Raw genomic sequence first — 23,911 nt, forward strand, 5'->3', positions numbered from 1 at the left:
TCAGAGAGTGTCAGTGAAATCCTGGCCGGGCGCGTTGTCGCCGGCGGTGTCGGATTTCTTCGCGACCGGAGCCTTGGACTTGGACTTACGTCCGAACAATCCACTCGATTCGGCCTTGGGTTTGGTCGGATTGTCGAAAGCCTCGTTCAGATCGGACGGAGCCGAGATGGAGGAAGCTTCCTCGTCGGACAGTGCGCCCCAGTCTTCACCGGCTCGCTTGGCCTTACGTTTGTCGTTGAGGCGAGCGATCTGGACCGCGACCTCGAAGAGAAGCGTCAGAGCCAGCGCGAGCGCCAACATCGAGAACGGATCCGACCCTGGCGTGGCAACTGCAGCGAATACGAAGAGCCCGAAGATCAATCCTCGACGCCAGGCCTTCAAACGCTCGTACGTCAGAATGCCGGCAAAGTTCAACACGACGACGAGCAGTGGGATTTCGAAGCTGACGCCGAAGATGAGCAGCAGATTGATGATGAAGCCGAAGTACTCCGAACCACTGAGCGCGGTGATCTGGACGTTGTCACCGATGGTCAGGAGGAAGTGCAAAGCCTTCGCCACGACGAGGTACGCCAGGATTGCGCCGAGAATGAAGAGAGCGGCACCTGCGGTGACGAATCCGACCGCGTAGCGACGCTCTTTGGCGTAGAGGCCCGGGGTGATGAATGCCCACAATTGGTAAAGCCACACCGGGCAGGCAAGAACGATGCCGGCGGTGAGCGCCACTTTGAATCGCAGCATGAACTGCTCGAACGGCCCGGTCGCCAGCAATCGGCACGCATCGTCGGTGCTGAGGTTGGCGCGACTCTCGGACGGAAGCTCACAGTACGGTCCGCGAAGCAGATCGCCCAGACTTTCGAGACCGAGTATCGAGTGTGAATACCAGAAGAAGCCAAACGCCGTGGTGATGATCACGCCGAGGAATGCGAACAACAAACGAGTCCGCAATTCGTACAGGTGGTCGACCAACGACATGGTGCCGTCTGGGTTGACCTTCCGCTTGCGGTTACGCGGGTCTAACGGAATACGCACTGTGCATCCTGGTCTTGGTCAGCAGACAACCGGGGTGAACGAATATTTCACCCCGGCTAGAACGCAGTGTGTACTAGAGCGGCTTGACTTCGGTCGGCTGCGCAACAGGTGCTGCTGCACCGTTTGCGACCACCGCGGTGTTGGCCGTCGGCAACTGTGCCGGAGCAGGCTGTGCGACCGGCGCGCTTGCGGGCGCCGCATCGTCGTTCTGCATTTCCTTGACTTCGCTCTTGAAGATGCGGAGGGAACGACCCAGACCGCGTGCTGCATCGGGAAGCTTCTTCGACCCGAACAGAATTACGACGACAACAGCGACAATCAGCCAATGCATCGGCTGCATTGCACCCATAACGACCTCCCATGATCAGATTCCTCGATGCTACCGGACACAACCGGCGCTCGGAGGTGCCAAAGCACTTACTTCAGCTACCTTTTACCTGTTTGTTTCCTGCGAACTCACTGAACGTGAAGTTTCCCGAAGTTTTACGAACCGATTACGTCATAGGCGTCGAGCGCCGCAACGGCTCGATCATGGACTTCGGAGACCAGTTCCGGCGGATGAAGGACCCGAACGCCCTCACCGAATCCCAACACCAGCCTTGCCATCCATTCAAGTGTTCCGAAACTCATCGTCGCCTCGACCGACCCGTCGTCGTTCACGTGCTCGACGTCCAACGGGTAGTAGTCGAGCATCCACACCCACTCTTTGGTGATGAACAACCGCGCTTCCGGAAGGGAACCGTCGCCGCTGAACAATTCGAGATTCGAATCCTCCTCGAGGGCCTGCGGCGGCGGGTCGGCGGGCTCGTCGAGTTGGACGGCGGCGTCGATCCGATCGAATCTGAACAACCGCACTCCCTCGGCTTGACGGCACCACGCCTGGAGGTAGCTGTAGTTGTCGACCAACACGATACGAACGGGGTCGACGATGCGCTCGGAGACCGCGTCGCGCGAGGCGGAGTAATACGTCAATCGCAGGGCGGTCTTGTCTGCGAGCGCGGCTCTGACCGTCGCTGCTATCGGGTCTTCGGCGATGTCCGGCGCCGGCGATGTGTCCCGGTCCTGACCGATGGCTCGTGCCGCGGCCGAGCCTGCTGCGTCCTCGATCTTCGCGATGGCACGCTGCGCCGAGGACGGATCGACCATGCCGGGCATTTCCACCAAGGACCGCAGGGCGATCAGCAACGCCGTCGCCTCCGTCGAGGTGAGGCGCAACGGGCGATCGATCCCGGCCGAGAACGTGACCTCGATACTTTCCTCGGAGAAGGACAGGTCGATGAGATCACCGGGACCGTAACCGGGCAGTCCGCACACCCACAATTGATTGAGGTCGGTCATCAGTTGAGTGGTGCTGACACCGAGCTCCTCGGCGGCCTCGGCGGGACTGATGCCAGGATTTGCGATGAAGTACGGCACGAGGTTGAGCAGCCGTGCCAACCGCGACGACAGTCGATTGCTCATCAGTGGTCCCCCTGTCCATTGCCGGTGATCGGGCTCGCCGCGGCGGCGCGCAGCTTCGCGACGACCTCAGCACGCAAATCCGGTGGGTCCAGCACCAATGCGTCCAACCCGTGACCGGCGATCAACCGAGCGGTCCATTCCCAGGATCGGACGGGGATGGCCAGCACGCTGCCGTCGCGATCGGTCAACCGCCGTTCGGACGACGACGTCGCAAGCCGCCGAAGCTCATGGGCGCGGCCGTCTGCGACCCACACCGTAGCCGTCCCGGTCACGACGCCCGAACCGGTCACGCGATCGACGACCTCGCGAAGGTCGACACCTTCAGGTTTGTGAACCGAACCGGCCGGGCCGAACTCCCTGACGTCGTCACCGATCCGTGAGAGCCGGAAGGTCCTCACCGCATCACGGTCGACGTCGTGCCCGACCAGGTACCACTTGCCGTTGTGCGTGACGACGCCCCACGGTTCGACGGTGCGCTCGGTGAACGGTTCGTTCAATGCACCGCGGTGCTGAAAATGAACTGCTCGGCCGGCGTCGACCGCTGCAAGAAGCTTGCCGAGCGCGGGCTCCGAACCGCGGGTGCGCGCGGGAATCGCGGTGACCGGGGCGGCACTGACTTCTGAGTCGACCTGGACGCCCGCCGCTCGGAGTTTGAGTAGTGCACTCTGGGCTGCCGAAATCAGTTCCGGCGACTCCCACAACTGCACCGCGACGGCGACTGCAGCAGATTCCTCGCTGGTGAGGTCCACGTCCGGAAGCTCGTAGGCATTGCGATTGATCCGATACCCCTCGACGGTCGAGAACCGTCCTGCCAGACCGGTTTCCAACGGGACACCCAGGTCACGAAGTTCGTTCTTGTCGCGCTCGAACATGCGACTGAACGCTTCGTAGTTCGCGGAATCGTTGTACCCGGCCACACTGTCACGGATTTTCTCCGCCGTGAGGAACTGTCTGGTGGACAGCAACGCGATCACCAGGTTCATCAACCGCTCGATTTTTGATGTCGCCACGCCGAAATCCTAGTGGCTATCCGATAACCGAACGCGCGCCGGACACTTTCGTGCCCGGCGCGTCGCCGCAAAACAGACCTGCCGTCTTGTACATCTCGAAATTGAGTGACCTACATCGAAGCGATCAAACGCTCGACACGCTCGTCGACGGAGCGGAACGGGTCCTTGCACAGCACCGTTCTCTGCGCCTGATCGTTGAGCTTGAGGTGAACCCAGTCGACTGTGAAGTCCCGGCCTGCTGCCTGGGCTGCGGTGATGAAGTCGCCCCGCAATTTGGCGCGCGTGGTCTGCGGCGGATTCTCGACGGCGTCGTCGATCGTTTCGTCCTCGGTGACCCGCTTGACCAAGCCCTTGCGCTGGAGAACGTCGAAGACACCCCGGCCGCGTTTGATGTCGTGGTACGCCAAGTCGAGCTGCGCGATCTTGGGATCGGACAGGTCGAAACCGTGACGGTCCTGGTAGCGCTGGAACAGCTTGCGCTTGATGACCCAGTCGATCTCCGTGTCGACCTTCGCAAAATCCTGAGCTTCGACGGCATCGAGGGTGCGACCCCACAGGTCGACTACCTGCTCCACCTGCGGGTCCGGTTCGCGGTTACGCAGATGTTCGACTGCCTTGGCGTGGTATTCGCGTTGAATATCGAGGGCACTGGCCTGACGTCCACCAGCAAGGCGAACCGGCTTTTTACCGGTCACGTCGTGACTGACCTCGCGGATGGCACGAATCGGGTTGTCCAGCGCGAAATCGCGGAACGACACCCCGGCTTCGATCATCTCGAGCACCAGTGCGGCAGAACCGACCTTGAGCATCGTCGTCGTTTCGGCCATGTTCGAATCGCCGACGATCACGTGCAGGCGGCGGTACTTCTCGGCGTCCGCGTGCGGTTCGTCGCGGGTGTTGATGATCGGACGCGAGCGAGTGGTAGCCGACGAGACGCCCTCCCAGATGTGTTCCGCGCGCTGCGAGAGGCAGAACGTCGCGGCCTTCGGAGTCTGCAGTACCTTTCCGGCGCCGCAGATCAACTGGCGCGTGACGAGGAACGGCAACAAGACATCCGAAATGCGGGAGAACTCACCGGCGCGCGCGACGAGAAAGTTCTCGTGGCAGCCGTACGAGTTTCCGGCCGAGTCGGTGTTGTTCTTGAAGAGATAGATGTCGCCACCAATACCCTCCTCGGCGAGTCTCGCCTCGGCGTCGATCAGCAGTTCTTCGAGCACACGCTCACCGGCACGGTCGTGATTGACCAGCTGGATGAGGCTGTCGCACTCGGCCGTCGCGTACTCCGGGTGCGAACCCACATCCAGGTACAAGCGAGCTCCGTTACGGAGGAAGACGTTGGAGCTGCGACCCCACGACACGACACGACGGAAGAGGTAACGAGCAACCTCGTCGGGGCTCAGTCTCCTGTGCCCGTGAAAGGTGCAGGTAACGCCGAATTCCGTCTCGATACCCATGATTCGTCTCTGCACACTTCGACAGTACAACCAGAATGCGAGGTTCACCCGTGTACTTCGATCGCGTCGTAAGTCACGACTCGACAACGTCGGGCGGCAGCATAGTGTGACGGTGTGAGCCTTATTCGCCGAAAAGTTGTCCGAAGCGACGTCAAAGTCATGGAAAGCACTGGAGCACTGCGCCCTTCCGTGCTCGACCCGACCATGCGGTTTCTCTCCAGAGCCGCCGATCACGGCGTTTTGTGGATGGTTGTCGCCGCCTTGCTCGCGATGATCGGCGGGCGGCCCCGTAGGGCAGCAGCACGCGGGCTGCTCGCACTGGCCGGTTCCAGCGCGCTGGCCAACGGCATACTCAAGCCCCTCTTTCCCCGCCGACGCCCACCGGCACGCGTCTGGCTGAGCCCGAAGCGAGGCGTCGACATTCCGACGTCGTCCTCGTTCCCCTCCGGACATTCGTCTTCGGCCGCGGCATTCACCGCGGCAGTGGCCATGGAGTCCCCGGTTGCTGGAGCTGCTCTGGCACCACTGGCCGCAGCAGTGGCGTACTCACGCGTTCACAACGGAGTCCACTGGCCGTCCGACGTCTTCGCAGGCCTCGCGGTCGGCGGTGCTATCGCTGCCGGCACGCGTCGTTGGTGGGCGGTGCGGGACGAAGAGCCCGCCGAACTCGGACCCGAGTGCGTGGTTCCCGCGCTCCCGCGCGGAGAAGGCTTGTTGGTCTTCACCAATCCTGGTTCAGGCTCCGAGGACGACGGGATCGTGGAATCGATTCGAGAACTACTACCTGCGGCGATCGTCTACGAGTTCGACGCGGACATCGACTTCGACATGCAGATCGATGCCAAGATCCCCGAGCTCTCGCCGAAAGCGTTGGGTGTATGCGGCGGCGACGGAACAGTGGTCACGGTCGCGACCGCGGCGACAAAGCACGAGCTACCACTTGCGGTTTTTCCCGGCGGAACATTGAACCATTTCGCCCGCGACGTCGGGGCGGTGAATGTCGAGGAGACCGCACAGGCAGTCGAGTCCGGTCAGGCGGCATTCGTCGACCACGCGGTGGTGCGCACGGATTCCGGAGTGACTGCACGGTTTCTCAACACAGCCAGCCTCGGTGGATACCCGGATGCTGTGCGCCTGAGGGAAAAATGGGAACCGCGTTTCGGTAAGTGGCCGGCCGCAGGAGCCGCGATGATCCGGGTTCTCGCAGCGGCGGAGCCGATGACGGTGACCATCGACGGGAAGCGGACCACAATCTGGATGCTGTTCGTCGGAAACGGGCGATACTCCCCCGCCGATCAGGTGCCGATGTCGCGTCCGGAGATGAACCGTGGACTACTCGACGTCCGCTATCTGCGCGCGGACAAGAAATTCTCGCGCTCACGTCTGCTGTTTGCGGCTGCCACAGGAACATTGGGCAGCTCGCGGGTCTACGTTCGCGAACTCGTCTCGTCGATGTCGGTTCGAGTCGCCGATTCACCGGTAGCCATCGCCACCGACGGTGAAGTGGTGGCAGACGCGCGCCGGTTCGATTTCGACACCGAACCGGGCGCGGTGGCCGTCTACCGAGTCACTCAGTAACTCCAGACCTGCAGTAACTCCCAGACCTACGGAGTATCTACGAGGGTGCGTCGCCGTTTGCCGGCGGCGCATCCTCGACTGCTGCCGGAGCTGGAAGCATCTCTTCCAAAACCGTTCCAGCGATCCGTTTGAACGCACGGCGTGGACGATTGCTGTCGAGTACGGCAACCTCGAGTGCACTCACATCGAGAGTTCGTGGTTCCGCCTCAGTGGTTCCGGCCGGTGCCGGGCCGCCCTTTTGGAGCGCCCCGACTGCAATCCGCACTGCGGATTCGAGGTCGAGGTCTCGCTGGTACGACTCGCGCATCGCCGTCACGATCGGTTCGGTCGTGCCGCCCATGACCACGAATTCCTGCTCGTCCGCGATGGATCCGTCGTACGTGATCCGGTAGAGCTGAGCCGGCGTACTGCTTCCGAAGCGACCGATCTCGGCAACACAGATCTCGACCTCGTACGGCTTGGGCTGCTCGGTGAAGATCGTTCCCAGGGTTTGTGCGTACGCATTGGCGAGCGAACGCCCGGTGACGTCCCGACGGTCGTACGAGTACCCACGCATGTCTGCGTGGACGATGCCCGCGCGGCGCAGATTCTCGAACTCGTTGTACTTGCCCACTGCCGCGAATCCGAGACGGTCGTACAGTTCGCTGACCTTGTGCAGAGCACGCGACGGGTTCTCGGCGACAAAGAGCACTCCGTCGCGGTAGGTGAGAACGACGACGCTGCGCCCGCGGGCAATTCCCTTGCGCGCCAATTCCGAACGATCGCGCATGATCTGTTCGGCTGATGCGTAATACGGCATCGTCATAGCGCAGACTCCCCTTCCGGACTCGCGGTCGCAGTGCGAGCCGCGACGATCTCCCTGGCGATCTCGGCAGCCCTGGTGGGCAACAACTCCACAGCGCCGGCCGAGGTGATGGTGACCGCCGTCGGATAGATCCCTCGTGTCAGATCAGGACCACCGGTAGCCGAATCGTCATCTGCCGCGTCGTAGAGCGCCTCGACGGCGAACCGAAGCGCGGTGTCCTCGTCGATTCCCGGTGAATACAGCTTCTTGAGCGCCGATTTCGCGAACAGGGAGCCGGATCCGACTGCGTGATAGCCCGCGCGCTCCTCGTATCGCCCACCGACGACGTCGTAGGAGACGATGCGACCGGCGGTGGACGGATCGACCGCGTCCAGGTCGTAACCCACGAGCAGTGGCACAACCGCCAAACCTTGCATCGCTGCTCCGAGATTTCCTCGAACCATCGACGAAAGTCGATTGGCCTTGCCGTCGAACGTGAGTGGGACGCCTTCGATCTTCTCGTAATGTTCGAGCTCGACCGCGAAGAGCCGGACCAGTTCGATTGCGATCCCGGCCGTACCGGCAATACCCGCAGCCGAGTAGTCGTCCGTGACGTACACCTTCTGCACGTCACGGCTGGCGATGAGATTGCCCATCGTCGCTCGGCGATCACCCGCGAGCAGAACACCACCCGCATAGCTGATCGCGACGATGGTGGTGCCGTGCGGAGCTACGTCTCCCCCGCCCATGACAACACCTCCTGTGTCGGCGAAGCGGTTCTGCGGAAGATGCTCCGGTGCATGCACCCGAAGGTATTCCGAGAATGACGACAGATTCGAGCCGAAGCTCAACCGTGTGTCCCCGTCTGTGATCCGGGGCGCGCGATCCACCGTCACTGGCCGCCCTTCTGGACGTAGGCACGGACGAAGTCCTCGGCGTTCTCTTCCAACACGTCGTCGATCTCGTCGAGCAGGTCGTCGGTTTCTGCAGCGAGCTTCTCGCGACGTTCCTGGCCGGCACTGCCGTCGCCACCAGTGGTTTCGTCGTCTTCGCCGCCACCGGCACGCTGCGTCTGTTCTTGAGCCATCGCCGTCGACCTCCTTGTGTGAAGGGAGCTCTCGCGAGCATCCTGTTCGGCCCAGCAGAGTCGGTAACTGATCCCGCTCGGACCTTCACCCTACCGAGCGGCACCGTCAGGTGTGGAGAGACGCGACGGCGAGCCGCATCGGCTGATTTCAGTGAGTGAGCTGATCAACCAGTTCCGCGGCGCTGTCCACGGAGTCGAGCAACGCTCCGACGTGCGCTTTGGTACCTCGAAGCGGCTCGAGGGTGGGGATACGGATCAACGATTCACCGCCGAGATCGAAGATGACCGAATCCCAGCTCGCGGCCGCGATATCGGCACCGAATCGGCGTAGGCACTCGCCCCGGAAGTATGCGCGAGTGTCGGTGGGAGGGTTCGTGACCGCGTCGAGAACCTGCTGTTCGGTGACAAGCCGCTCCATGGAGCCGCGAGCAACCAGGCGGTTGTACAGGCCCTTGTCGAGTCGCACGTCGGAGTACTGCAGATCCACCAGATGCAATCGCGGCGCCGACCACGCGAGTCCCTCACGATTGCGGAACCCTTCGAGCAGACGCAGTTTGGCCGGCCAGTCGAGGATGTTCGCGCACTCCATGGGATCGCGCTCGAGGAGATCGAGAACCATCGCCCACTTGGCGACGATATCGTCCGCTCGCGGATCACGATCGGTCTCACGGTCGAGGAACTTCGAGACACGTTCGAGGTAAATGCGTTGCAGCGCAAGCCCTGTCAGTTCACGTCCGTCGGCCAGCGCAACGGTCTTGCGCAGAGTGGGGTCGTGACTGATGTGGTGGACGGCGGTGACCGGACGCGCCAGTTGCAGATCGGTGAGGTCGACACCTGCCTCGATCAGGTCGAGTACCAGCGCCGTTGTTCCAACCTTGAGGTACGTCGACATCTCCGCGAGGTTCGCGTCACCGATGATGACGTGCAGGCGGCGATACTTGTCTGCATCCGCGTGCGGTTCGTCGCGGGTGTTGATGATTCCGCGCTTGAGAGTGGTCTCGAGGCCTACTTCGACCTCGATGTAGTCGGATCGCTGCGAAAGCTGGAATCCGGCCTCGTCGCCGGACTGACCGAGACCCACACGACCGGAACCGCAGATCACCTGCCGGGACGCGAAAAACGGCGTCAATCCGGTCACGATCGAGGCGAACGGGGTCTCACGTGAGCAGAGGTAGTTCTCGTGCGTGCCGTACGAGGCACCCTTGCCGTCGACGTTGTTCTTGTACAGCTGGAGCCGAGGCGCACCCGGCACGCTGGATGCGTGCCGCGCAGCCGCTTCCATGACGCGTTCGCCGGCCTTGTCCCAGATCACGGCGTCGAGCGGGTCGGCGACCTCGGGCGCCGAATACTCCGGATGTGCGTGGTCGACGTACAACCGTGCCCCGTTGGTGAGAATCATGTTCGCGGCGCCGATCTCGTCCGCGTCGATCACCGGCGCGGGACCGCTCATTCGCCCCAGATCGAAGCCTCGGGCATCTCGCAGCGGAGATTCGACCTCGTAATCCCAGCGTGTGCGCTTGGCCCGTGGCACGCCCGCTGCGGCGGCGTAGGCAAGCACCGCCTGGGTTGAAGTGAGAATCGGATTCGCCGACGGCTCACTGGGTGAAGATATTCCGTATTCGACCTCGACACCGATGATCCGCTGCATGACACAAGAGCCTATGTGATTGCGGCGCGGCACCCACAGGCGTGGCACAGTTGGAGGAATGCACCAACCTCTCACCGCAGACCTGAATCCCGCGGACGAGGTAGTCGCCGTGTACGACCGGACGGGTAATCCGATCGGCCGAGCACCACGTTCGGTCGTCTACTCGGGTGGGCTCTGGCACGCGAGTGCGGGCGTCCTGGTTCGTACCGGGGACGGCTCCCGCATCTACGTCCATCGCCGAACCGACACGAAAGCGGTGTTCGGGGGCTATCACGACTGTCTTGCCGGAGGTGTCGTCGATCCAGGTGAGACGCCGCAGGAAACTGCGATCCGTGAAGTCGGTGAAGAACTCGGAATCTTCGGAACGGCAGACCAGCCACTCCGACTGACGGAGATCGCTCGAAAATCCTGGGACGGCGAGTGGAACAACTCTCCGTTGCGCTGTCACCTGTTTGCGTTCGAACTCAGATACGACGGGCCGATGGCACATCAGCCCAGCGAGATCGCCGAAGGTTGGTGGTGGACGCCGAAAGAACTCGGCGCCCACCTGCAGGACCCGTCGTGGCCGTTCGTTCCGGACTCACGCGCGCTGCTGGCCGACTATTGCTGGAGCTGAACACCGCTGGGACTGAACACTGGTGGGACCTGTGATCAGCCCGGGGTGATCGCCGAGAGCCACGCAGCGAACGCGCTGGGGTTGCGGGTCTGCGCGAGAACGCGACCGGGTCCGGTGAAGTCGAAGACAAATCCTTCACCGGACTTCATCGACTGAATGGTGCGCCCCTGAACGGCGCGCCGCATGTTGAAATTCATGCCGAGGTCGTAGGCGACCACGTGACCGGTATCGATCGTGACTGTCTCGCCTGGCTGCAAGTCGATGACGTCGATCGCGCCGTAGACGGCCAGCACTACTTCACCGTCGCCACTTGCCCGCAGGCCGAAGCCTCCTTCACCGCCGAAGAGGTTGGACATGCCGCCCCACTTGGACTCGACCGTCACACCGTAGGAGTTGGCCAACCAGGTTCCACGGTTGAGGAAGAACGGGCGATCAGAGGTGATGGTCAGCGGGATCAGATCTCCGGGAAGCACACCAGTCACGTCGACCCAACCACCTTGCGGCGGAGCGGTATACGTCGTGACGAAAAATGATTCGCCGCTCAGCATCGACCGCTTGAGTCCCTGCAGGACGCCGCCCTGCGCCTTCGCTTCGAGAACTACGCCGGCAGAATGCGCGAGCATCGCCCCGCTCTCCACGCGCAGCGGTTCGCCGGGCGCGAGGTAGCAGCGAGCGACTGTGGACGACGGATTGTGTCGAAGATGTATCTGCACGGCGGGACTCTAAACCAGCGCGACCGACCGGTCCAATCACAACGAAGTCAACGGCAGCGACGCAGAGATCGGGCCGACAACTCTCGCGGAGTGGCCGGCCCGATCGATGTTCGTTTCGTTACAGGTACTGGCCCGTGTTCGACTCCGTGTCGATCGCGCGGCTCGCACTGGCGTTCTTGCCCGTGACGAGAGTGCGGATGTAGACGATCCGCTCACCCTTCTTGCCCGAAATACGTGCCCAGTCATCAGGATTGGTGGTGTTGGGCAGATCCTCGTTCTCGGCGAACTCGTCGACGATGGAATCGAAGAGGTGCTGCACACGCAAGCCCGGAGCACCGGTGTCGAGCACAGACTTGATCGCGTACTTCTTGGCGCGGTCGACGATGTTCTGGATCATCGCCCCCGAGTTGAAGTCCTTGAAGAACAGAACTTCCTTGTCGCCGTTGGCGTACGTGACCTCGAGGAAACGATTCTCTTCGCTCTCCGCGTACATGCGATCGACGACGCGAACGATCATCGCCTTCAAGCATGCAGTGCGATCTCCACCGAACTCGGCGAGGTCGTCTGCATTGATCGGCAGACCGTCCACCAGGTACTTCGAGAAGATGTCCTGAGCGGATTCCGCGTCGGGGCGCTCGATCTTGATCTTCACGTCCAGTCGGCCGGGACGCAGGATGGCCGGGTCGATCATGTCCTCACGGTTGGAAGCGCCGATGACGATGACGTTCTCGAGCCCTTCCACACCGTCGATCTCGCTGAGCAGCTGCGGAACGACCGTTGTCTCCACGTCGGAGGAGACTCCCGAACCACGGGTACGGAAGATCGAGTCCATCTCGTCGAAGAAGACGATCACCGGAGTGCCCTCGGACGCCTTCTCACGAGCACGCTGGAAGATCATCCGGATGTGACGCTCGGTTTCGCCGACGAACTTGTTCAGAAGTTCCGGGCCCTTGATGTTCAGGAAGTAGGACTTGGCGTCCTTGCTGTCCTGACCGCGGGCTTCGGCGATCTTCTTGGCCAACGAGTTGGCGACGGCCTTGGCGATGAGCGTCTTGCCGCAACCAGGCGGACCGTAGAGCAGCACACCCTTCGGCGGCCTCAGTGAGTACTCGTGGAACAGATCCTTGTGGAGGAACGGGAGTTCGACGGCATCACGGATCTGTTCGATCTGACGCCCGAGACCACCGATGTCGTCGTAGTGAACGTCCGGAACTTCTTCGAGAACCAGATCTTCGACCTCGGCCTTCGGGATGCGCTCGAAGGCGTACCCGGCCTTGGTGTCGACGAGCAACGAGTCGCCCGGACGCAGTTTCCTGGTCGGAGAATCGGCGTCGTACGCGATGATGTCGGCTTCGGGGTCGGCGAAGACGGCTGCCAACGGCGCTGCGAGCCAGACGATGCGCTCTTCGTCGGCATGGCCGACCACCAGTGCGCGCAAGCCGTCGTCGAGTACCTCACGGAGCGTGCTGATCTCACCGACCTGCTCGTAGGTGCCGGCCTCGACGATGGTGAGTGCCTCGTTGAGGCGAACCGTCTGCCCGAGGGCGAGGGTGTCCGTGTCGATGTTCGGTGAGCACGTCAACCGCATCTTGCGACCCGACGTGAACACGTCGACGGTCTTGTCCTCGTGTACCGAGAGAAGGACTCCGTAACCGCTCGGCGGTTGACCGAGTCTGTCGACTTCTTCACGAAGCGCGATGAGCTGCTGACGGGCCTCTTTGAGGGTGTCCATCAACTTGCTGTTTCGGATGGACAACGAGTCCACCTTCGACTCCAGCTCACGCACCTGCTCCGGCGATTGTGCAAGTTGTCGGCGCAGTACTTGTGCTTCCACTCGTAGCGCGTGGAGTTCTTCTGCTGCCGCAACCGAATCCGGGTTCTCTGTCGAGCTCATGTGCGTCTCCTCCCAGTGCGATCCATCAACGCTACCGGCATAAGGCCCCAACTGTCGCCAGACACGGTGCGCGAGTGCGAATTCACACCTGCGCGCGGACCGTGCCGACTGGTCTCGAGCCAGAATTTGGTCATGTTAGCCTTGCCTACAAGATGGAGACAGCGCCTGTCTCTCTTTACAACGAAAGGTAACGCTGTGATCATCCGCAAGACTCTCATCAGCGCTTGTGCTGTCGCTGCCGTCCTGACCATGGGTGCATGCAGCTCGGACGACAACAAGGATTCGACGGCTGCAAGTTCTACTTCCGCCGCCGCCTCGAGCACCACGGCCAAGGCCTCGGCTTCCGCCACGACGTCAGCTGCCGCTGCCGCAGCGGCTCCGACGGCCGAGGAGCTCAACGCTTCGCTCGTCGCGCTGATCGATCCGGCCAAGCCGATCGAGGAGAAGACCGCTCTGGTGGTCGACGGAACCAAGCGTCAGGCCAACATCGAGACGATGAGTGCTGCACTGGGCGGTAACCCGGCCTACGCGATCACGTTCAACGTGGACAACGTCAAGGTCGACGGTCAGACCGCAACTGCAGACGTCGCCGTCGTCAGCCCGCACGGCGCCGCCCCGGCCACCCCGTGGACCTGGGAGCTCGAAGACGGCTCCTGGAAGCTGTCCGACACCTCGGCTTGCGTGCTCCTGGAAATGGGCCGCGCTTCCTGCACCGCATAACTTCCAGCTACGACAAGAGCGGCGATCCGGATACCGGATCGCCGCTCTTGTTGTTTTCGTGTGACTACTTGGCCGCGGTGTTCGAGCCCTTGCCCGCACGCCGCTGCGGCTTCGGGGTGACGGTTCCTTCGGCGAGACGACGAGCGCTCACGAGGAACGCGGTGTGGCCCTGCATCCGATGTTCGGGGCGCACCGCCAAACCGACGACGTGCCAACCGCGCACGATCGATTCCCACGAGCGGGGCTCGGTCCAGCATTCCTGCTCCCGCATCGCCTCGACGACCTTCGAGAGCTGAGTAACGGTCGCAACGTAGACGATCAACACGCCGCCCGGCACGAGTGCCTTCGAGACGGCGGGCAGGACGTCCCACGGGGCCAGCATGTCGAGGACGACGCGATCGACCTTGCCTCCGTGCGCTTCCGGATCGAACTCGGCGAGATCGGCGATGGTCAGTTCCCAGTTCGGCGGACGTTCCCCGAAGAAGGTCTCGACGTTGCGAACCGCATGTTCGGCATGATCGTCGCGGACCTCGTAGGAGATGACCTTGCCCTCGGGTCCGACGGCACGCAGCAGCGAACATGTCAGTGCGCCGGAGCCGGCTCCGGCCTCGAGCACGCGCGCTCCGGGGAACACGTCGCCTTCGTGGACGATCTGAGCTGCGTCCTTCGGGTAGATGACCTGGGCACCGCGCGGCATGGACAGCACGTAGTCCACCAGCAGGGGGCGCAGTGCGAGATAGGGCGTGCCGTTGACCGACTTGACGACGCTGCCCTCGTCGGCACCGATCAGATCGTTGTGAACGATTCCGCCCTTGTGGGTGTGGTATTCGCGGTTCGCCTCGAGAACGATCGTGTAGTGGCGTCCCTTACCGTCGGTCAGCTGTACTCGGTCGCCGACGCGGAACGGACCTGACGGCCGCTTGCCCGGCGCAGTGAGATCAGCTTCTGGAAGCTCTTGTTCGGGAATCTCGGCGACAGCGGACTGCGCAACCTCATCCACTTCGGTCGTGCCTTCTTCTGGTTGCAGCTCGTTCGCCATGCGCAGATGATCCCTGTTCGCTTGTTTCCGGTGTCCTCGCCACCGGCTCCGACGGAGTTGTCGGACCAACCGCATAGCCTGCCAGGTGTGAGCTCTGTCGAATTGCCAACCCCCACTCCAACGGGTGCAACATCACACGAGCGCCCGCGTAGTCGGCCGGCGCTCTCTCCGTCTCGGGCGGGTGACTACAAACAATGCCCCCTGCTCTATCGCTTCCGAGCAGTCGACAGAATTCCGGAAACGCCAACCAGAGCCCAGGTCAGAGGCACCGTCGTACACGCGGCACTGGAAGCACTGTTTGCACTCCCGACCGGTCACCGGGTTCCCGATCGCGCAGCCGAACTCGTCCGTCCCGCGTGGGAACGTGTCAGTGCCGAGTCTCCCGAGGCCGCTGACCTTGTTCCGGAGGGCGAGCTGGATTCGTTCCTCGACGAAGTCGGCAAGCTCGTCGCGACGTACTACACGCTCGAAGATCCCACTCGATTCGATGCCGAGGCGTGCGAGGTCTACGTCGAGACCGAATTGGAGAACGGCGTTCGACTCCGCGGCTTCGTCGACCGGATAGACGTTGCACCGACGGGTGAGGTGCGGGTGGTCGACTACAAGACCGGAAAAGCGCCTCGCGAGTTCACCGAATCCAAGGCGCTCTTCCAGATGAAGTTCTACGCGCTCGTACTGCTGCGCACTCGCGGAATCGTTCCCGCACAACTGCGCCTGATCTATCTGGCCTCCGGCTCGATTCTCACGTACGCCCCGGATCACGACGAGCTCATCCGATTCGAGCGAACCCTCTCCGCCATCTGGAAAGCGATCCTCGCGGCAGGTGCGACCGGAGACTTCAGACCCAAGCCTGGCAAACTGTGCGACTGGTGCGATCACAAGTCACTGTGCCCCTCGTTCGGCGGAACACCTCCGCCGTATCCAGGTTGGCCGGACCTACTGAGCACCGAACCTGTTGCCGCAAAGGAGAATTCATAACATGACGGACAGTTCGTACTACCGCTACCTCGGAACGACGGAGGAAGGGCACGAGCGGTTCGCGAGCACGCAGGCAACTGTCAGCATCTGGGGCCCGACACTGCAGCACGGCGCTCCCCCGTCGGCGCTGTTGGTACGAGCCCTCGAGCGGTGCGGTGCGCGCGACGAAACCCGTCTGACGCGCGTCGTCGTCGAGATTCTCGGACCGATTCCGATTGCCGACCTCGAAGTCCGGTCCTGGATCGAACGACCCGGTCGCCGAATCGAATTGATCGTCGCCGAACTGTGGGCAACCACCGCCGACGGATCTGCACGCGCGGTTGCGCGCGGTACGGCGTGGCGGATGGAGACGGTGGATACCGGCGACGTCGTCCACGTAGTCGATCCCCCGCTCGAACCCCGCGACAGCGGCACCCCGGGCGTTCTCGAGGGTCTGTGGAGCGTCGGCTATCTCAAGACCCTCGACTGGTCCTGGATTGCTCCGATCGGGTGCGTGGGAACCGGCAAGGTATGGGCGCGCCCCAAGCCAGAGCTGGTCGAGGGTGAGAAGATGTCTGCTCTCGAGCGTTTGTTCGCGGTGGCCGACATCTCAAACGGGGTCGGCGCCAAGCTCGACCCCGAGCACTGGACGTTCCTCAACACAGATCTCACGGTGCATATCTTCCGTGTACCCGAGGGAGAGTGGGTCGGTGTCGCCGCCGAAACCACAACGGGTCCGGACGGCGTCGGCATGTGTGCGGGCGTGCTCTACGACGAGCAGGGTGCCGTGGGCCGTATCGCCCAGACTTTGCAGATTCGCGCCCGTTCCTGATTTCCAGGAACGGGCGCGAATGCGCGTAAATCTATTCAGGCAGTGATCAGAAAGCGCGTACCGAGCGGATGTTCGACGCGAGGATGGCCTTGGCACCGAGTTCGGCCAAGGCATCCATCACCTGGTTGTGTCCCTTGATCGGGACCATCGCGCGAACCGCGACCCAGTCGGGATCGGCCAACGGTGAGAGGGTCGGCGATTCCATTCCGGGAGTCATCTTGATGGCGTCGTCGAGGATGGTGCGCGGGCAGTCGTAGTCGATCATCAGATTCTGCTGCGCGAAGACAATTCCGCGTACGCGTTCGATGAGCTGGTTGCGGGCGGGATCGTCCTGCGGAGCGCCGGTGCGCTCGATCAGGACACCTTCGGAATCGCAGAGCGATTCACCGAAAGCCACGAGGTTGTGTTGGCGGAGAGTACGACCCGATCCGACCACGTCGGCGATCGCGTCGGCGACGCCGAGCTGAATCGAGATTTCCACTGCTCCGTCGAGACGGATGACGGTGGCGTCGAGTCCGCGATCTGTGAGGTCCTTACGGACCAGGTTCGGGTACGACGTTGCAATGCGCAGGCCGGACAGATCCTCGACGGCCCAGTCCTTGCCGGCCGGTGCTGCGTAACGGAACGACGAACGGCCGAAGCCCAGTGACAGACGCTCGGATACGGGAGCACCCGAGTCGCCGGCGAGATCACGACCGGTGATGCCGAGATCCAGCTCACCGGAGCCGACGTAGATCGCAATGTCCTTGGGGCGCAAGAAGAAGAACTCGACCTGATTGGCCGGATCCAGGACCGTCAGATCACGGGAATCGGTGCGTCGACGGTAGCCGGCCTCGCTGAGAATCTCGGCGGCGGACTCGGACAGTGAGCCTTTGTTGGGAACTGCTACGCGCAGCATGGTGGATGTCCTTTCGGAAGGTGTGGGTGACGTGAGACGACATGAATCGGAAGCCCTGGACGAGCGAGACGGAGTACACCTCGCTGGTCAGCTCCGATCACAGATGTCGGTACACGTCCTCGAGGGTCAGTCCGCGACCGACCATCAACACCTGCGTCCAGTACAGCAGCTGGGAAATTTCCTCGGCGAGCTGCTCATCGCTCTGGTATTCCGCAGCGATCCACACTTCACCGGCTTCCTCGATGACCTTTTTGCCCTGAGCATGCACACCGGCGTCGAGGGCGGCGACAGTGCCGGACCCCTCGGGGCGAGTAGCAGCGCGCTCGGTCAATTCGGCGAACAAGGATTCGAAGGTCTTCACGGGTAGCTATTCTTTCACGAGGACGGAAGCGGTTTTCACACGCCCACGAACAGCGGTGTTCACAAGCCTGCGTCGAGGCTGCGCGAACTCACGAACCTGCGGGTCTGCCCGGTGATCGGATCCGGGTACTCCAACGCTCGCGCCAACAATCGCAACGGAGTCGAGAAGTCACCGGGCACTGCGGGCAGATACTCCGGATAGTAGTTGTCACCGACGATCGGGACGCCCAGCGAGTTGAGGTGCAGCCGAAGCTGATGGGTCCGGCCGGTCCGTGGGAGCAACCTGTATCGCCCGAGCGTCCGGCCAGCCGAGTCGGTGATCACCTCGATCAGTTCGATCGAGGTCTCACTGTTCGGCTCGCCCGCGATTTCGGTAGCCGTCATCTCGCCGTGAACTTTGTTGATGCGGCTGCGCACCGTGCGAGGGAAAGTCAGTTCCGGATCGAAGCCCGCAATCGCCTCGTACTCCTTGACGATCCGCTGCTCGGCAAAAAGTTCCTGGTACGGCCGTCGTAGGTCCGGTGTCACGGTGAACACGATGACACCCGCCGTCATCCGGTCGAGGCGGTGAACTGGCGCAAGATCCGGAAGGTCCAGGTCACGACGCAGGCGCACGACTGCGCTTTCGACGATGTGCGCTCCCCGTGGAATGGTCGCCAGGAAGTGCGGTTTGTCGATCACGAGAATCGAGTCGTCGCGGTACAAGATCTCGATCTCGTGCGGAACCGGAATCTCGGGGGCCGGCTCGCGGTAGAAGTACACGAACCGGGTCGGCTGATAGGGCGTTCGGCTCGTGATCTTCCGCCCGTGCTCGTCGACGACGTCCCCGGCGCTGACGAGGTCCGCCCACAGGTCCCGCTCCCCGGGATGCTCGCCGACCAGGTGCTCGAGGACGGTCCGCGCCGACGACTCCGCCGGCATCCGCAGCCGGTCAGGTCCGAGACCGTTTCGGATCGGCAACGGAGCCTTGGGCACAGCTCAGTCCTGCTCGAGGTCTGGTGAACAACTCTCGCAGAGCAATTCGAGGGTTCGGCCGTCGCCGTCGATCCGGTTGCGGTACCGCGGGGTCGGAGTACCACAATCGACACACACGCCGAGTGTCTTGGCTTCGGATGAGAACTCGACGTTCATCCGCTTGTCGAACACGTACAGGGAACCGTCCCAGAGGCCGCGGTCGCCGAAAGTCTCGCCGTAACGGACGATTCCGCCGTCCAACTGATAGACCTCGTCGAAGCCACGTGAGCGCATCAGCGAAGACAACACCTCACAGCGCACTCCGCCGGTGCAGTACGTGACCACGGCTTTGCCCTTGAGATGGTCGTATTTGCCACTGTCGAGTTCGTTGACGAAATCCCGAGTGGTGGCGACGTCCGGAACTATCGCATCTCGGAAACGGCCGATCTCGGCTTCGAAGGCATTGCGCCCGTCGAAGAACACGACGTCGTCACCGCGAGTGTCGACGAGTTCGTGTAGTTCCTTGGGCACCAGGTGAACTCCTCCGCCGACCACACCGTTCTCGTCGACTTTCAGCTCGTCGGGGGCACCGAACGTCACGATCTCCGAGCGTGCCTTGACACTCAGACGAGGGAAATCGTTCCCGAGGCCGTCCGACCACTTGATGTCAGCGGTACGGAAGGGTTCGTAACCACGCGTACCACGGACATATCGCTTGACATCCTCGATGTCTCCGCCGACCGTCGCGTTGATCCCGTGCGGCGAGACGATGATCCGGCCCGTCAGGTTGTTGGACTCGGCCAGGCTGTGCTGCCACAGCTTGATCGCTTCCGGGTCCGCCAACGGCGTGAACTGGTAGAAGAGAACAATTTTCGGAATAGCCACAGCAAATCCAGCCTAACGTGCCGCGCTCGAGTGAACGTCGTGAAGATCGTGAATGGACAAGTCCACCAGAGACTCTCGAAACACGCGTCCAGGGCCGGCCGGGACGTCGACCTCACACGGAACGACGAGCACCGCGCAACCCGCAGCGCTGGCCGACGCCGTGCCGGTCGGCGAGTCCTCGATCGCGAGGCACTGCGCCGGCTCGAGTCCGAGCAGATGCGCGCCGCGCAGGTACGGATCCGCTGCCGGTTTCCCGTTGGGGACCTCGTCGCCACACACCGAATGGTCGAAGAACTCACGGCCGAGCATGCCGAGTGCCCGATCGACCAGAACTCGCTCGGTGTTGGTGACCAGTGCAGAACGCAAACCACCGTCACGCACGGTCGACAGTGCGTCGCGAGCACCCGGCCGCCAGGTCACGCCGTCCTCGAACAGATCGCCGACGCGGGTGTACATCCAGTCCTTCGCCTCGGCGATGGCATCGGGATGCTTCTCCAGGCCGAGCGCGTCGAACACCGTCGCAAGGGCGAAGGGACTCGACGCACCGATGACGGCAACGCGTGTCGCTTCCGTCATCGGTCCGCCCAGGCGTAGGGACAGCTCACGAAGCGCGATGTCCCACAGCTTCTCCGAATCGAGCAGGGTGCCGTCCATGTCCCACAGGACACCACCGAGCGTTGATTCGGATACTTCGGTCAACAACTCAGACATTGAAATACTTTGCTTCCGGGTGGTGCAGGACAAAAGCGTCCGTGGACTGCTCGGGATGCAGCTGCAGCTCCTCGGACAATTCGACGCCGATTCGTTCGGGTTCGAGCAACGCCACCAACTTGGCTCGATCCTCGAGATCCGGGCACGCGCCGTATCCGAACGAATAACGAGCGCCGCGGTACTCGAGATCGAAGTAACCGGCAACCTCGGTGGGATCCTGCTCCGCGACGGTGTGACCCTCGGGGAGCACTAGCTCTTCACGGACGCGTCGATGCCAGTACTCGGCCAGAGACTCCGTGAGCTGGACACCGATTCCGTGAACCTCGAGGTAATCGCGGTACGAGTTCGATGCGAACAACTCGTTGGCGAAGTCCGCGATCGGCTGACCCATCGTCACCAACTGGAACGGAAGAACGTCGACCTGCCCGGTGGCCTCGGCGTCCTTGCGCGAGCGAACGAAGTCCGCGATGCACAGAAAGCGGTCGCGGTGCTGGCGCGGGTAGGTGAACCGGAACCTTTCGGGTGCATCCGGTTTCGGCTCGGTGAGCACGATGACGTCGTCGCCCTCCGAGATCGCCGGGAAGTACCCGTACACGACCGCGGCATGCGCGAGGATGCCCTCGGACGTCAACCGATCGAGCCAGTACCGAAGTCGCGGACGGCCTTCCGACTCGACCAGTTCCTCGTACGTCGGACCGTCGCCCTTGCGCTGACCGCGAAGGCCCCACTGGCCGAGGAAAAGAGCGCGCTCGTCGAGCAGCCCCGAGTACTCGGACAGCGAGATTCCCTTGACGATGCGCGAGCCCCAGAAGGGAGGTGTCGGCACCGCGATGTCGGCTGCGACATCGGAACGCTCCGGCAGGACCACGGGAACCGCTGCAGCCTTGCGCTTTTCGGCGATGCGCTTGGAACGCTCGTGACGTGCCTTACGCTCGGCAGCCTTCTCGCGAGCAGCGATGGCCTCCGGGCTGTCCGGCGCCGGGCCGCCACCACGCTTGGTCGTCATGATCTGGTCCATCAAGTTCAGACCCTCGAAGGCGTCGCGGGCATAGCTGACGTCGCCCTCGTACACCTCCTGCAGGTCGTTCTCGACGTAGGAGCGCGTGAGCGCCGCACCACCGAGCAGAACCGGGAACTTCTCGGCGACTCCGCGTGCGTTGAGTTCCTGGAGGTTTTCCTTCATCACGACAGTGGACTTCACGAGCAGTCCGGACATGCCGATCACGTCGGCTTTCTTGTCCAACGCGACGTCGAGGATGGTCGCGATCGGCTGCTTGATACCGATGTTGACGACCTCGTAGCCGTTGTTGCTCAAGATGATGTCGACCAGGTTCTTGCCGATGTCGTGAACGTCGCCCTTGACGGTCGCGATCACGATGCGACCCTTGCCGTCCTCGTCGCTCGCTTCCATGTGCGGTTCGAGGAATGCCACGGCAGCCTTCATGACCTCGGCCGACTGCAACACGAACGGCAACTGCATCTGTCCGGAGCCGAACAGCTCGCCGACGGTCTTCATGCCCGAGAGCAAGGTCTCGTTGATGATGGCCAGTGGAGGCTTGATCGTCATCGCCTCGGTGAGGTCGTCGTCGAGGCCGTTGCGCTCGCCGTCGACGATGCGGCGTTCGAGCCGGTCGAACAACGGAAGTCCCGCCAGTTCCTGCGCACGGGACTCGCGCGCCGACGCAGCCGAGACACCCTCGAACAGAGCCATCAGCTTCTGCAGCGGGTCGTACCCCTCGCTACGACGGTCATAGACCAGGTCGAGTGCGGTTTCACGCTGCTCGTCAGGAATTCGGGCCATCGGCAGAATCTTGGACGCATGAACGATCGCCGTGTCCAGACCTGCCTCGGTGCACTCGTGCAGGAACACCGAGTTGAGGACCTGACGAGCTGCCGGGTTCAAACCGAACGAGATGTTCGAGATACCCAGGGTGAAGTGCAGTTCCGGGTACGCAGCCTTGAGCTGACGGATCGCTTCGATGGTCTCGATGCCGTCGCGTCGTACCTCTTCCTGACCGGTCGAGATGGGGAAGGTCAAGGCGTCGACGATGATGTCGGACTCGGCGAGTCCCCAGTTTCCCTTGATGTCCTCGATCAGACGCTTGGCGATGGCGACCTTCGTCTCGGCGGTGCGAGCCTGGCCCTCTTCGTCGATGGTCAGGGCGACGACCGCCGCGCCGTGCTCCTTGACCAGAGTCATGATCTTGTGGAAACGCGATTCGGGGCCGGCGCCGTCTTCGTAGTTGACGGAGTTGACGGCGCAGCGGCCACCGAGGTGCTCGAGGCCGGCCTGCAGGACGGCAGGCTCGGTGGAGTCGAGCATGATCGGCAGCGTCGAGGACGTCGCCAGGCGGCTGGCAAGTTCCGACATGTCGGCGGCACCGTCGCGGCCCACGTAGTCGACGTTGAGGTCGAGCATGTGTGCGCCGTCGCGGGTCTGGTCCTTGGCGATGTCCAGGCACTTCTGGTAGTCCGCGGAGAGCATCGCCTCGCGGAAAGCCTTGGAGCCGTTGGAGTTCGTGCGTTCGCCGATCATCAGGATGCTGGCGTCCTGCTCGAACGGCACCGCCGAGTACAGCGAAGAGGTGCTCGGCTCGTGGATCGGCGTGCGCTGGGCCTTCTCGACCTGACGGACCGCGTCGGCGACCGCGCTGATGTGCTCGGGCGTCGTACCGCAGCAGCCACCGACGAGGCCGAGTCCGAACTCGGAGACGAAACCACTGAGGGCTTCGGCCAATTCGTCGGCAGTCAGCGGATACTCGGCGCCCTTGGGACCGAGCTGCGGCAGGCCGGCATTGGGCATGACCGACACCGGCAGCGTGGAGTACTTGGACAGATGACGGAGATGTTCACTCATCTCGGCCGGCCCGGTGGCGCAGTTCAGACCGATCATGTCGATACCGAGTGGCTCGAGTGCCGTCAGCGCCGCACCGATCTCACTGCCGAGGAGCATCGTTCCGGTTGTCTCGACCGTCACGTGAGTGATGATCGGCAACCGCAGTCCGAGTTGCTCCATCGCACGCTGGCTGCCGAGGATTGCAGCTTTCACCTGAAGCAGGTCCTGGCAGGTTTCGACGAGGATGGCGTCGGCGCCACCGTCGATCATGCCGAGCGCAGCTTCGGTGTACGCGTCACGCAGGACTGCGTACGGTGCGTGTCCCAGGCTGGGGAGCTTGGTTCCCGGTCCCATCGAGCCGAGTACGAATCGGGCCATGCCGTCGCGGCCTGGTCCCATCTCGTCCGCTACTTCACGGGCGAGAGCAGTGCCTTTTTCCGCGAGT

The 23,911-nt window shown here is 62.8% G+C and carries 23 protein-coding genes; 5 read left to right on the top strand and 18 right to left on the bottom strand.

What is annotated here, in order from left to right; genetic code table 11:
• The 5 genes from tatC to pafA form a co-directional block, all read right to left on the bottom strand.
• The gene (gene tatC, locus ASU23_RS23675) at window positions 1-1,029 is read right to left on the bottom strand and encodes a twin-arginine translocase subunit TatC (protein ID WP_058038805.1); all 1,029 of its coding nucleotides are present in this window, start codon (window positions 1,027-1,029) and stop codon (window positions 1-3) included.
• 73 nt (window positions 1,030-1,102) lie between these two features.
• Window positions 1,103-1,378, bottom strand: coding sequence for a Sec-independent protein translocase subunit TatA (gene tatA / locus ASU23_RS23680; RefSeq protein ID WP_003944836.1), 276 nt, complete (start codon window positions 1,376-1,378; stop codon window positions 1,103-1,105).
• A gap of 134 nt (window positions 1,379-1,512) precedes the next feature.
• Window positions 1,513-2,490, bottom strand: coding sequence for a YafY family protein (locus ASU23_RS23685; protein WP_030536343.1), 978 nt, complete (start codon window positions 2,488-2,490; stop codon window positions 1,513-1,515).
• Window positions 2,490-3,500, bottom strand: a complete 1,011-nt coding sequence (locus ASU23_RS23690; RefSeq protein WP_003944939.1) for a YafY family protein — start codon at window positions 3,498-3,500, stop codon at window positions 2,490-2,492. The genes ASU23_RS23685 and ASU23_RS23690 overlap by 1 nt, the downstream gene beginning before the upstream one ends.
• A gap of 110 nt (window positions 3,501-3,610) precedes the next feature.
• Window positions 3,611-4,969, bottom strand: coding sequence for a Pup--protein ligase (gene pafA, locus ASU23_RS23695; protein WP_007729869.1), 1,359 nt, complete (start codon window positions 4,967-4,969; stop codon window positions 3,611-3,613).
• Window positions 4,970-5,113: 144 nt separating this feature from the next.
• Here pafA and ASU23_RS23700 point away from each other — a divergent pair, with 144 nt between their 5' ends.
• Complete coding sequence (locus ASU23_RS23700) at window positions 5,114-6,532, top strand: bifunctional phosphatase PAP2/diacylglycerol kinase family protein (protein WP_172827081.1); 1,419 nt, start codon at window positions 5,114-5,116, stop codon at window positions 6,530-6,532.
• 37 nt (window positions 6,533-6,569) lie between these two features.
• On the opposite strand, the gene prcA is transcribed toward ASU23_RS23700, so the two are convergent.
• From prcA to dop, 4 genes are all read right to left on the bottom strand, one after another.
• The gene (prcA, locus tag ASU23_RS23705) at window positions 6,570-7,337 is read right to left on the bottom strand and encodes a proteasome subunit alpha (protein WP_003945006.1); all 768 of its coding nucleotides are present in this window, start codon (window positions 7,335-7,337) and stop codon (window positions 6,570-6,572) included.
• Window positions 7,334-8,212 (bottom strand): proteasome subunit beta, encoded by an 879-nt coding sequence (prcB, locus tag ASU23_RS23710; protein ID WP_058038807.1) that lies wholly within the window; start codon window positions 8,210-8,212, stop codon window positions 7,334-7,336. Before prcB ends, prcA begins: the two co-directional genes overlap by 4 nt.
• Window positions 8,209-8,403 (bottom strand): ubiquitin-like protein Pup, encoded by a 195-nt coding sequence (locus ASU23_RS23715; protein ID WP_003944925.1) that lies wholly within the window; start codon window positions 8,401-8,403, stop codon window positions 8,209-8,211. Before ASU23_RS23715 ends, prcB begins: the two co-directional genes overlap by 4 nt.
• A gap of 148 nt (window positions 8,404-8,551) precedes the next feature.
• The gene (gene dop, locus ASU23_RS23720; RefSeq protein ID WP_003944852.1) at window positions 8,552-10,051 is read right to left on the bottom strand and encodes a depupylase/deamidase Dop; all 1,500 of its coding nucleotides are present in this window, start codon (window positions 10,049-10,051) and stop codon (window positions 8,552-8,554) included.
• Between the two features lie 58 nt (window positions 10,052-10,109).
• On the opposite strand from dop, the gene ASU23_RS23725 reads away from it, so the two are divergent.
• Window positions 10,110-10,667: an NUDIX domain-containing protein gene (locus ASU23_RS23725; RefSeq protein WP_007729886.1), complete on the top strand. Its 558-nt coding sequence runs from the start codon at window positions 10,110-10,112 to the stop codon at window positions 10,665-10,667.
• A 35-nt stretch (window positions 10,668-10,702) separates the two neighbouring features.
• On the opposite strand, the gene ASU23_RS23730 is transcribed toward ASU23_RS23725, so the two are convergent.
• Window positions 10,703-11,380 (bottom strand): TIGR00266 family protein, encoded by a 678-nt coding sequence (locus ASU23_RS23730; RefSeq protein ID WP_003944961.1) that lies wholly within the window; start codon window positions 11,378-11,380, stop codon window positions 10,703-10,705.
• 118 nt (window positions 11,381-11,498) lie between these two features.
• Window positions 11,499-13,274 carry a proteasome ATPase gene (gene arc / locus ASU23_RS23735; protein WP_003944870.1) on the bottom strand — a complete coding sequence of 592 codons (1,776 nt, stop codon included), beginning with the start codon at window positions 13,272-13,274 and terminating at the stop codon, window positions 11,499-11,501.
• Window positions 13,275-13,469: 195 nt separating this feature from the next.
• Between arc and ASU23_RS23740 the strand changes: the two genes are divergently transcribed.
• Complete coding sequence (locus ASU23_RS23740) at window positions 13,470-13,994, top strand: hypothetical protein (protein ID WP_003944789.1); 525 nt, start codon at window positions 13,470-13,472, stop codon at window positions 13,992-13,994.
• A gap of 64 nt (window positions 13,995-14,058) precedes the next feature.
• Here ASU23_RS23740 and ASU23_RS23745 read toward each other — a convergent pair whose 3' ends face one another.
• Complete coding sequence (locus ASU23_RS23745; RefSeq protein WP_218960111.1) at window positions 14,059-15,033, bottom strand: tRNA (adenine-N1)-methyltransferase; 975 nt, start codon at window positions 15,031-15,033, stop codon at window positions 14,059-14,061.
• Here ASU23_RS23745 and ASU23_RS23750 point away from each other — a divergent pair.
• Both ASU23_RS23750 and ASU23_RS23755 read left to right on the top strand, forming a co-directional pair.
• A complete protein-coding gene (locus ASU23_RS23750) occupies window positions 14,950-16,011 on the top strand; it encodes a RecB family exonuclease (protein ID WP_116058139.1) in 1,062 nt (353 codons plus the stop codon). The genes ASU23_RS23745 and ASU23_RS23750 overlap by 84 nt on opposite strands.
• A 1-nt stretch (window position 16,012) precedes the next feature.
• Entirely contained in the window at window positions 16,013-16,822 is an 810-nt protein-coding gene (locus tag ASU23_RS23755) for a thioesterase family protein (protein WP_003944950.1), read from the top strand.
• A gap of 46 nt (window positions 16,823-16,868) precedes the next feature.
• On the opposite strand, the gene hisG is transcribed toward ASU23_RS23755, so the two are convergent.
• The 6 genes from hisG to metH all read right to left on the bottom strand — a co-directional run.
• A complete protein-coding gene (gene hisG / locus ASU23_RS23760; RefSeq protein WP_003944905.1) occupies window positions 16,869-17,720 on the bottom strand; it encodes an ATP phosphoribosyltransferase in 852 nt (283 codons plus the stop codon).
• A 97-nt stretch (window positions 17,721-17,817) separates the two neighbouring features.
• Window positions 17,818-18,081, bottom strand: a complete 264-nt coding sequence (locus ASU23_RS23765) for a phosphoribosyl-ATP diphosphatase (protein WP_003944933.1) — start codon at window positions 18,079-18,081, stop codon at window positions 17,818-17,820.
• Between the two features lie 59 nt (window positions 18,082-18,140).
• Window positions 18,141-19,055 (bottom strand): pseudouridine synthase, encoded by a 915-nt coding sequence (locus tag ASU23_RS23770; RefSeq protein WP_007729895.1) that lies wholly within the window; start codon window positions 19,053-19,055, stop codon window positions 18,141-18,143.
• Window positions 19,056-19,058: 3 nt separating this feature from the next.
• Window positions 19,059-19,919 (bottom strand): rhodanese-related sulfurtransferase, encoded by an 861-nt coding sequence (locus ASU23_RS23775; RefSeq protein WP_058038808.1) that lies wholly within the window; start codon window positions 19,917-19,919, stop codon window positions 19,059-19,061.
• A gap of 12 nt (window positions 19,920-19,931) precedes the next feature.
• Complete coding sequence (locus tag ASU23_RS23780; protein WP_042450985.1) at window positions 19,932-20,630, bottom strand: HAD family phosphatase; 699 nt, start codon at window positions 20,628-20,630, stop codon at window positions 19,932-19,934.
• Window positions 20,623-23,911 (bottom strand): methionine synthase (metH, locus tag ASU23_RS23785; RefSeq protein WP_058038863.1); only part of this gene is annotated, 3,289 nt, incomplete at its 5' end. The genes metH and ASU23_RS23780, both read right to left, overlap by 8 nt.

It is taken from the genome of Rhodococcus sp. KB6, assembly GCF_001445685.1.
In the GTDB taxonomy this organism is placed as follows: domain Bacteria; phylum Actinomycetota; class Actinomycetes; order Mycobacteriales; family Mycobacteriaceae; genus Rhodococcus_F; species Rhodococcus_F qingshengii.

Excerpts from the sequence above, each read along its gene's own strand:
- tatA (WP_003944836.1), bottom strand. The coding sequence starts at position 1,378 with ATGGGTGCAATGCAGCCGATGCATTGGCTGATTGTCGCTGTTGTCGTC.
- ASU23_RS23685 (WP_030536343.1), bottom strand. The coding sequence starts at position 2,490 with ATGAGCAATCGACTGTCGTCGCGGTTGGCACGGCTGCTCAACCTCGTG.
- ASU23_RS23700 (WP_172827081.1), top strand. The coding sequence starts at position 5,114 with ATGGAAAGCACTGGAGCACTGCGCCCTTCCGTGCTCGACCCGACCATG.
- prcA (WP_003945006.1), bottom strand. The coding sequence starts at position 7,337 with ATGACGATGCCGTATTACGCATCAGCCGAACAGATCATGCGCGATCGT.
- ASU23_RS23715 (WP_003944925.1), bottom strand. The coding sequence starts at position 8,403 with ATGGCTCAAGAACAGACGCAGCGTGCCGGTGGCGGCGAAGACGACGAA.
- dop (WP_003944852.1), bottom strand. The coding sequence starts at position 10,051 with ATGCAGCGGATCATCGGTGTCGAGGTCGAATACGGAATATCTTCACCC.
- ASU23_RS23725 (WP_007729886.1), top strand. The coding sequence starts at position 10,110 with ATGCACCAACCTCTCACCGCAGACCTGAATCCCGCGGACGAGGTAGTC.
- arc (WP_003944870.1), bottom strand. The coding sequence starts at position 13,274 with ATGAGCTCGACAGAGAACCCGGATTCGGTTGCGGCAGCAGAAGAACTC.
- ASU23_RS23745 (WP_218960111.1), bottom strand. The coding sequence starts at position 15,033 with ATGGCGAACGAGCTGCAACCAGAAGAAGGCACGACCGAAGTGGATGAG.
- ASU23_RS23755 (WP_003944950.1), top strand. The coding sequence starts at position 16,013 with ATGACGGACAGTTCGTACTACCGCTACCTCGGAACGACGGAGGAAGGG.
- hisG (WP_003944905.1), bottom strand. The coding sequence starts at position 17,720 with ATGCTGCGCGTAGCAGTTCCCAACAAAGGCTCACTGTCCGAGTCCGCC.
- ASU23_RS23780 (WP_042450985.1), bottom strand. The coding sequence starts at position 20,630 with ATGTCTGAGTTGTTGACCGAAGTATCCGAATCAACGCTCGGTGGTGTC.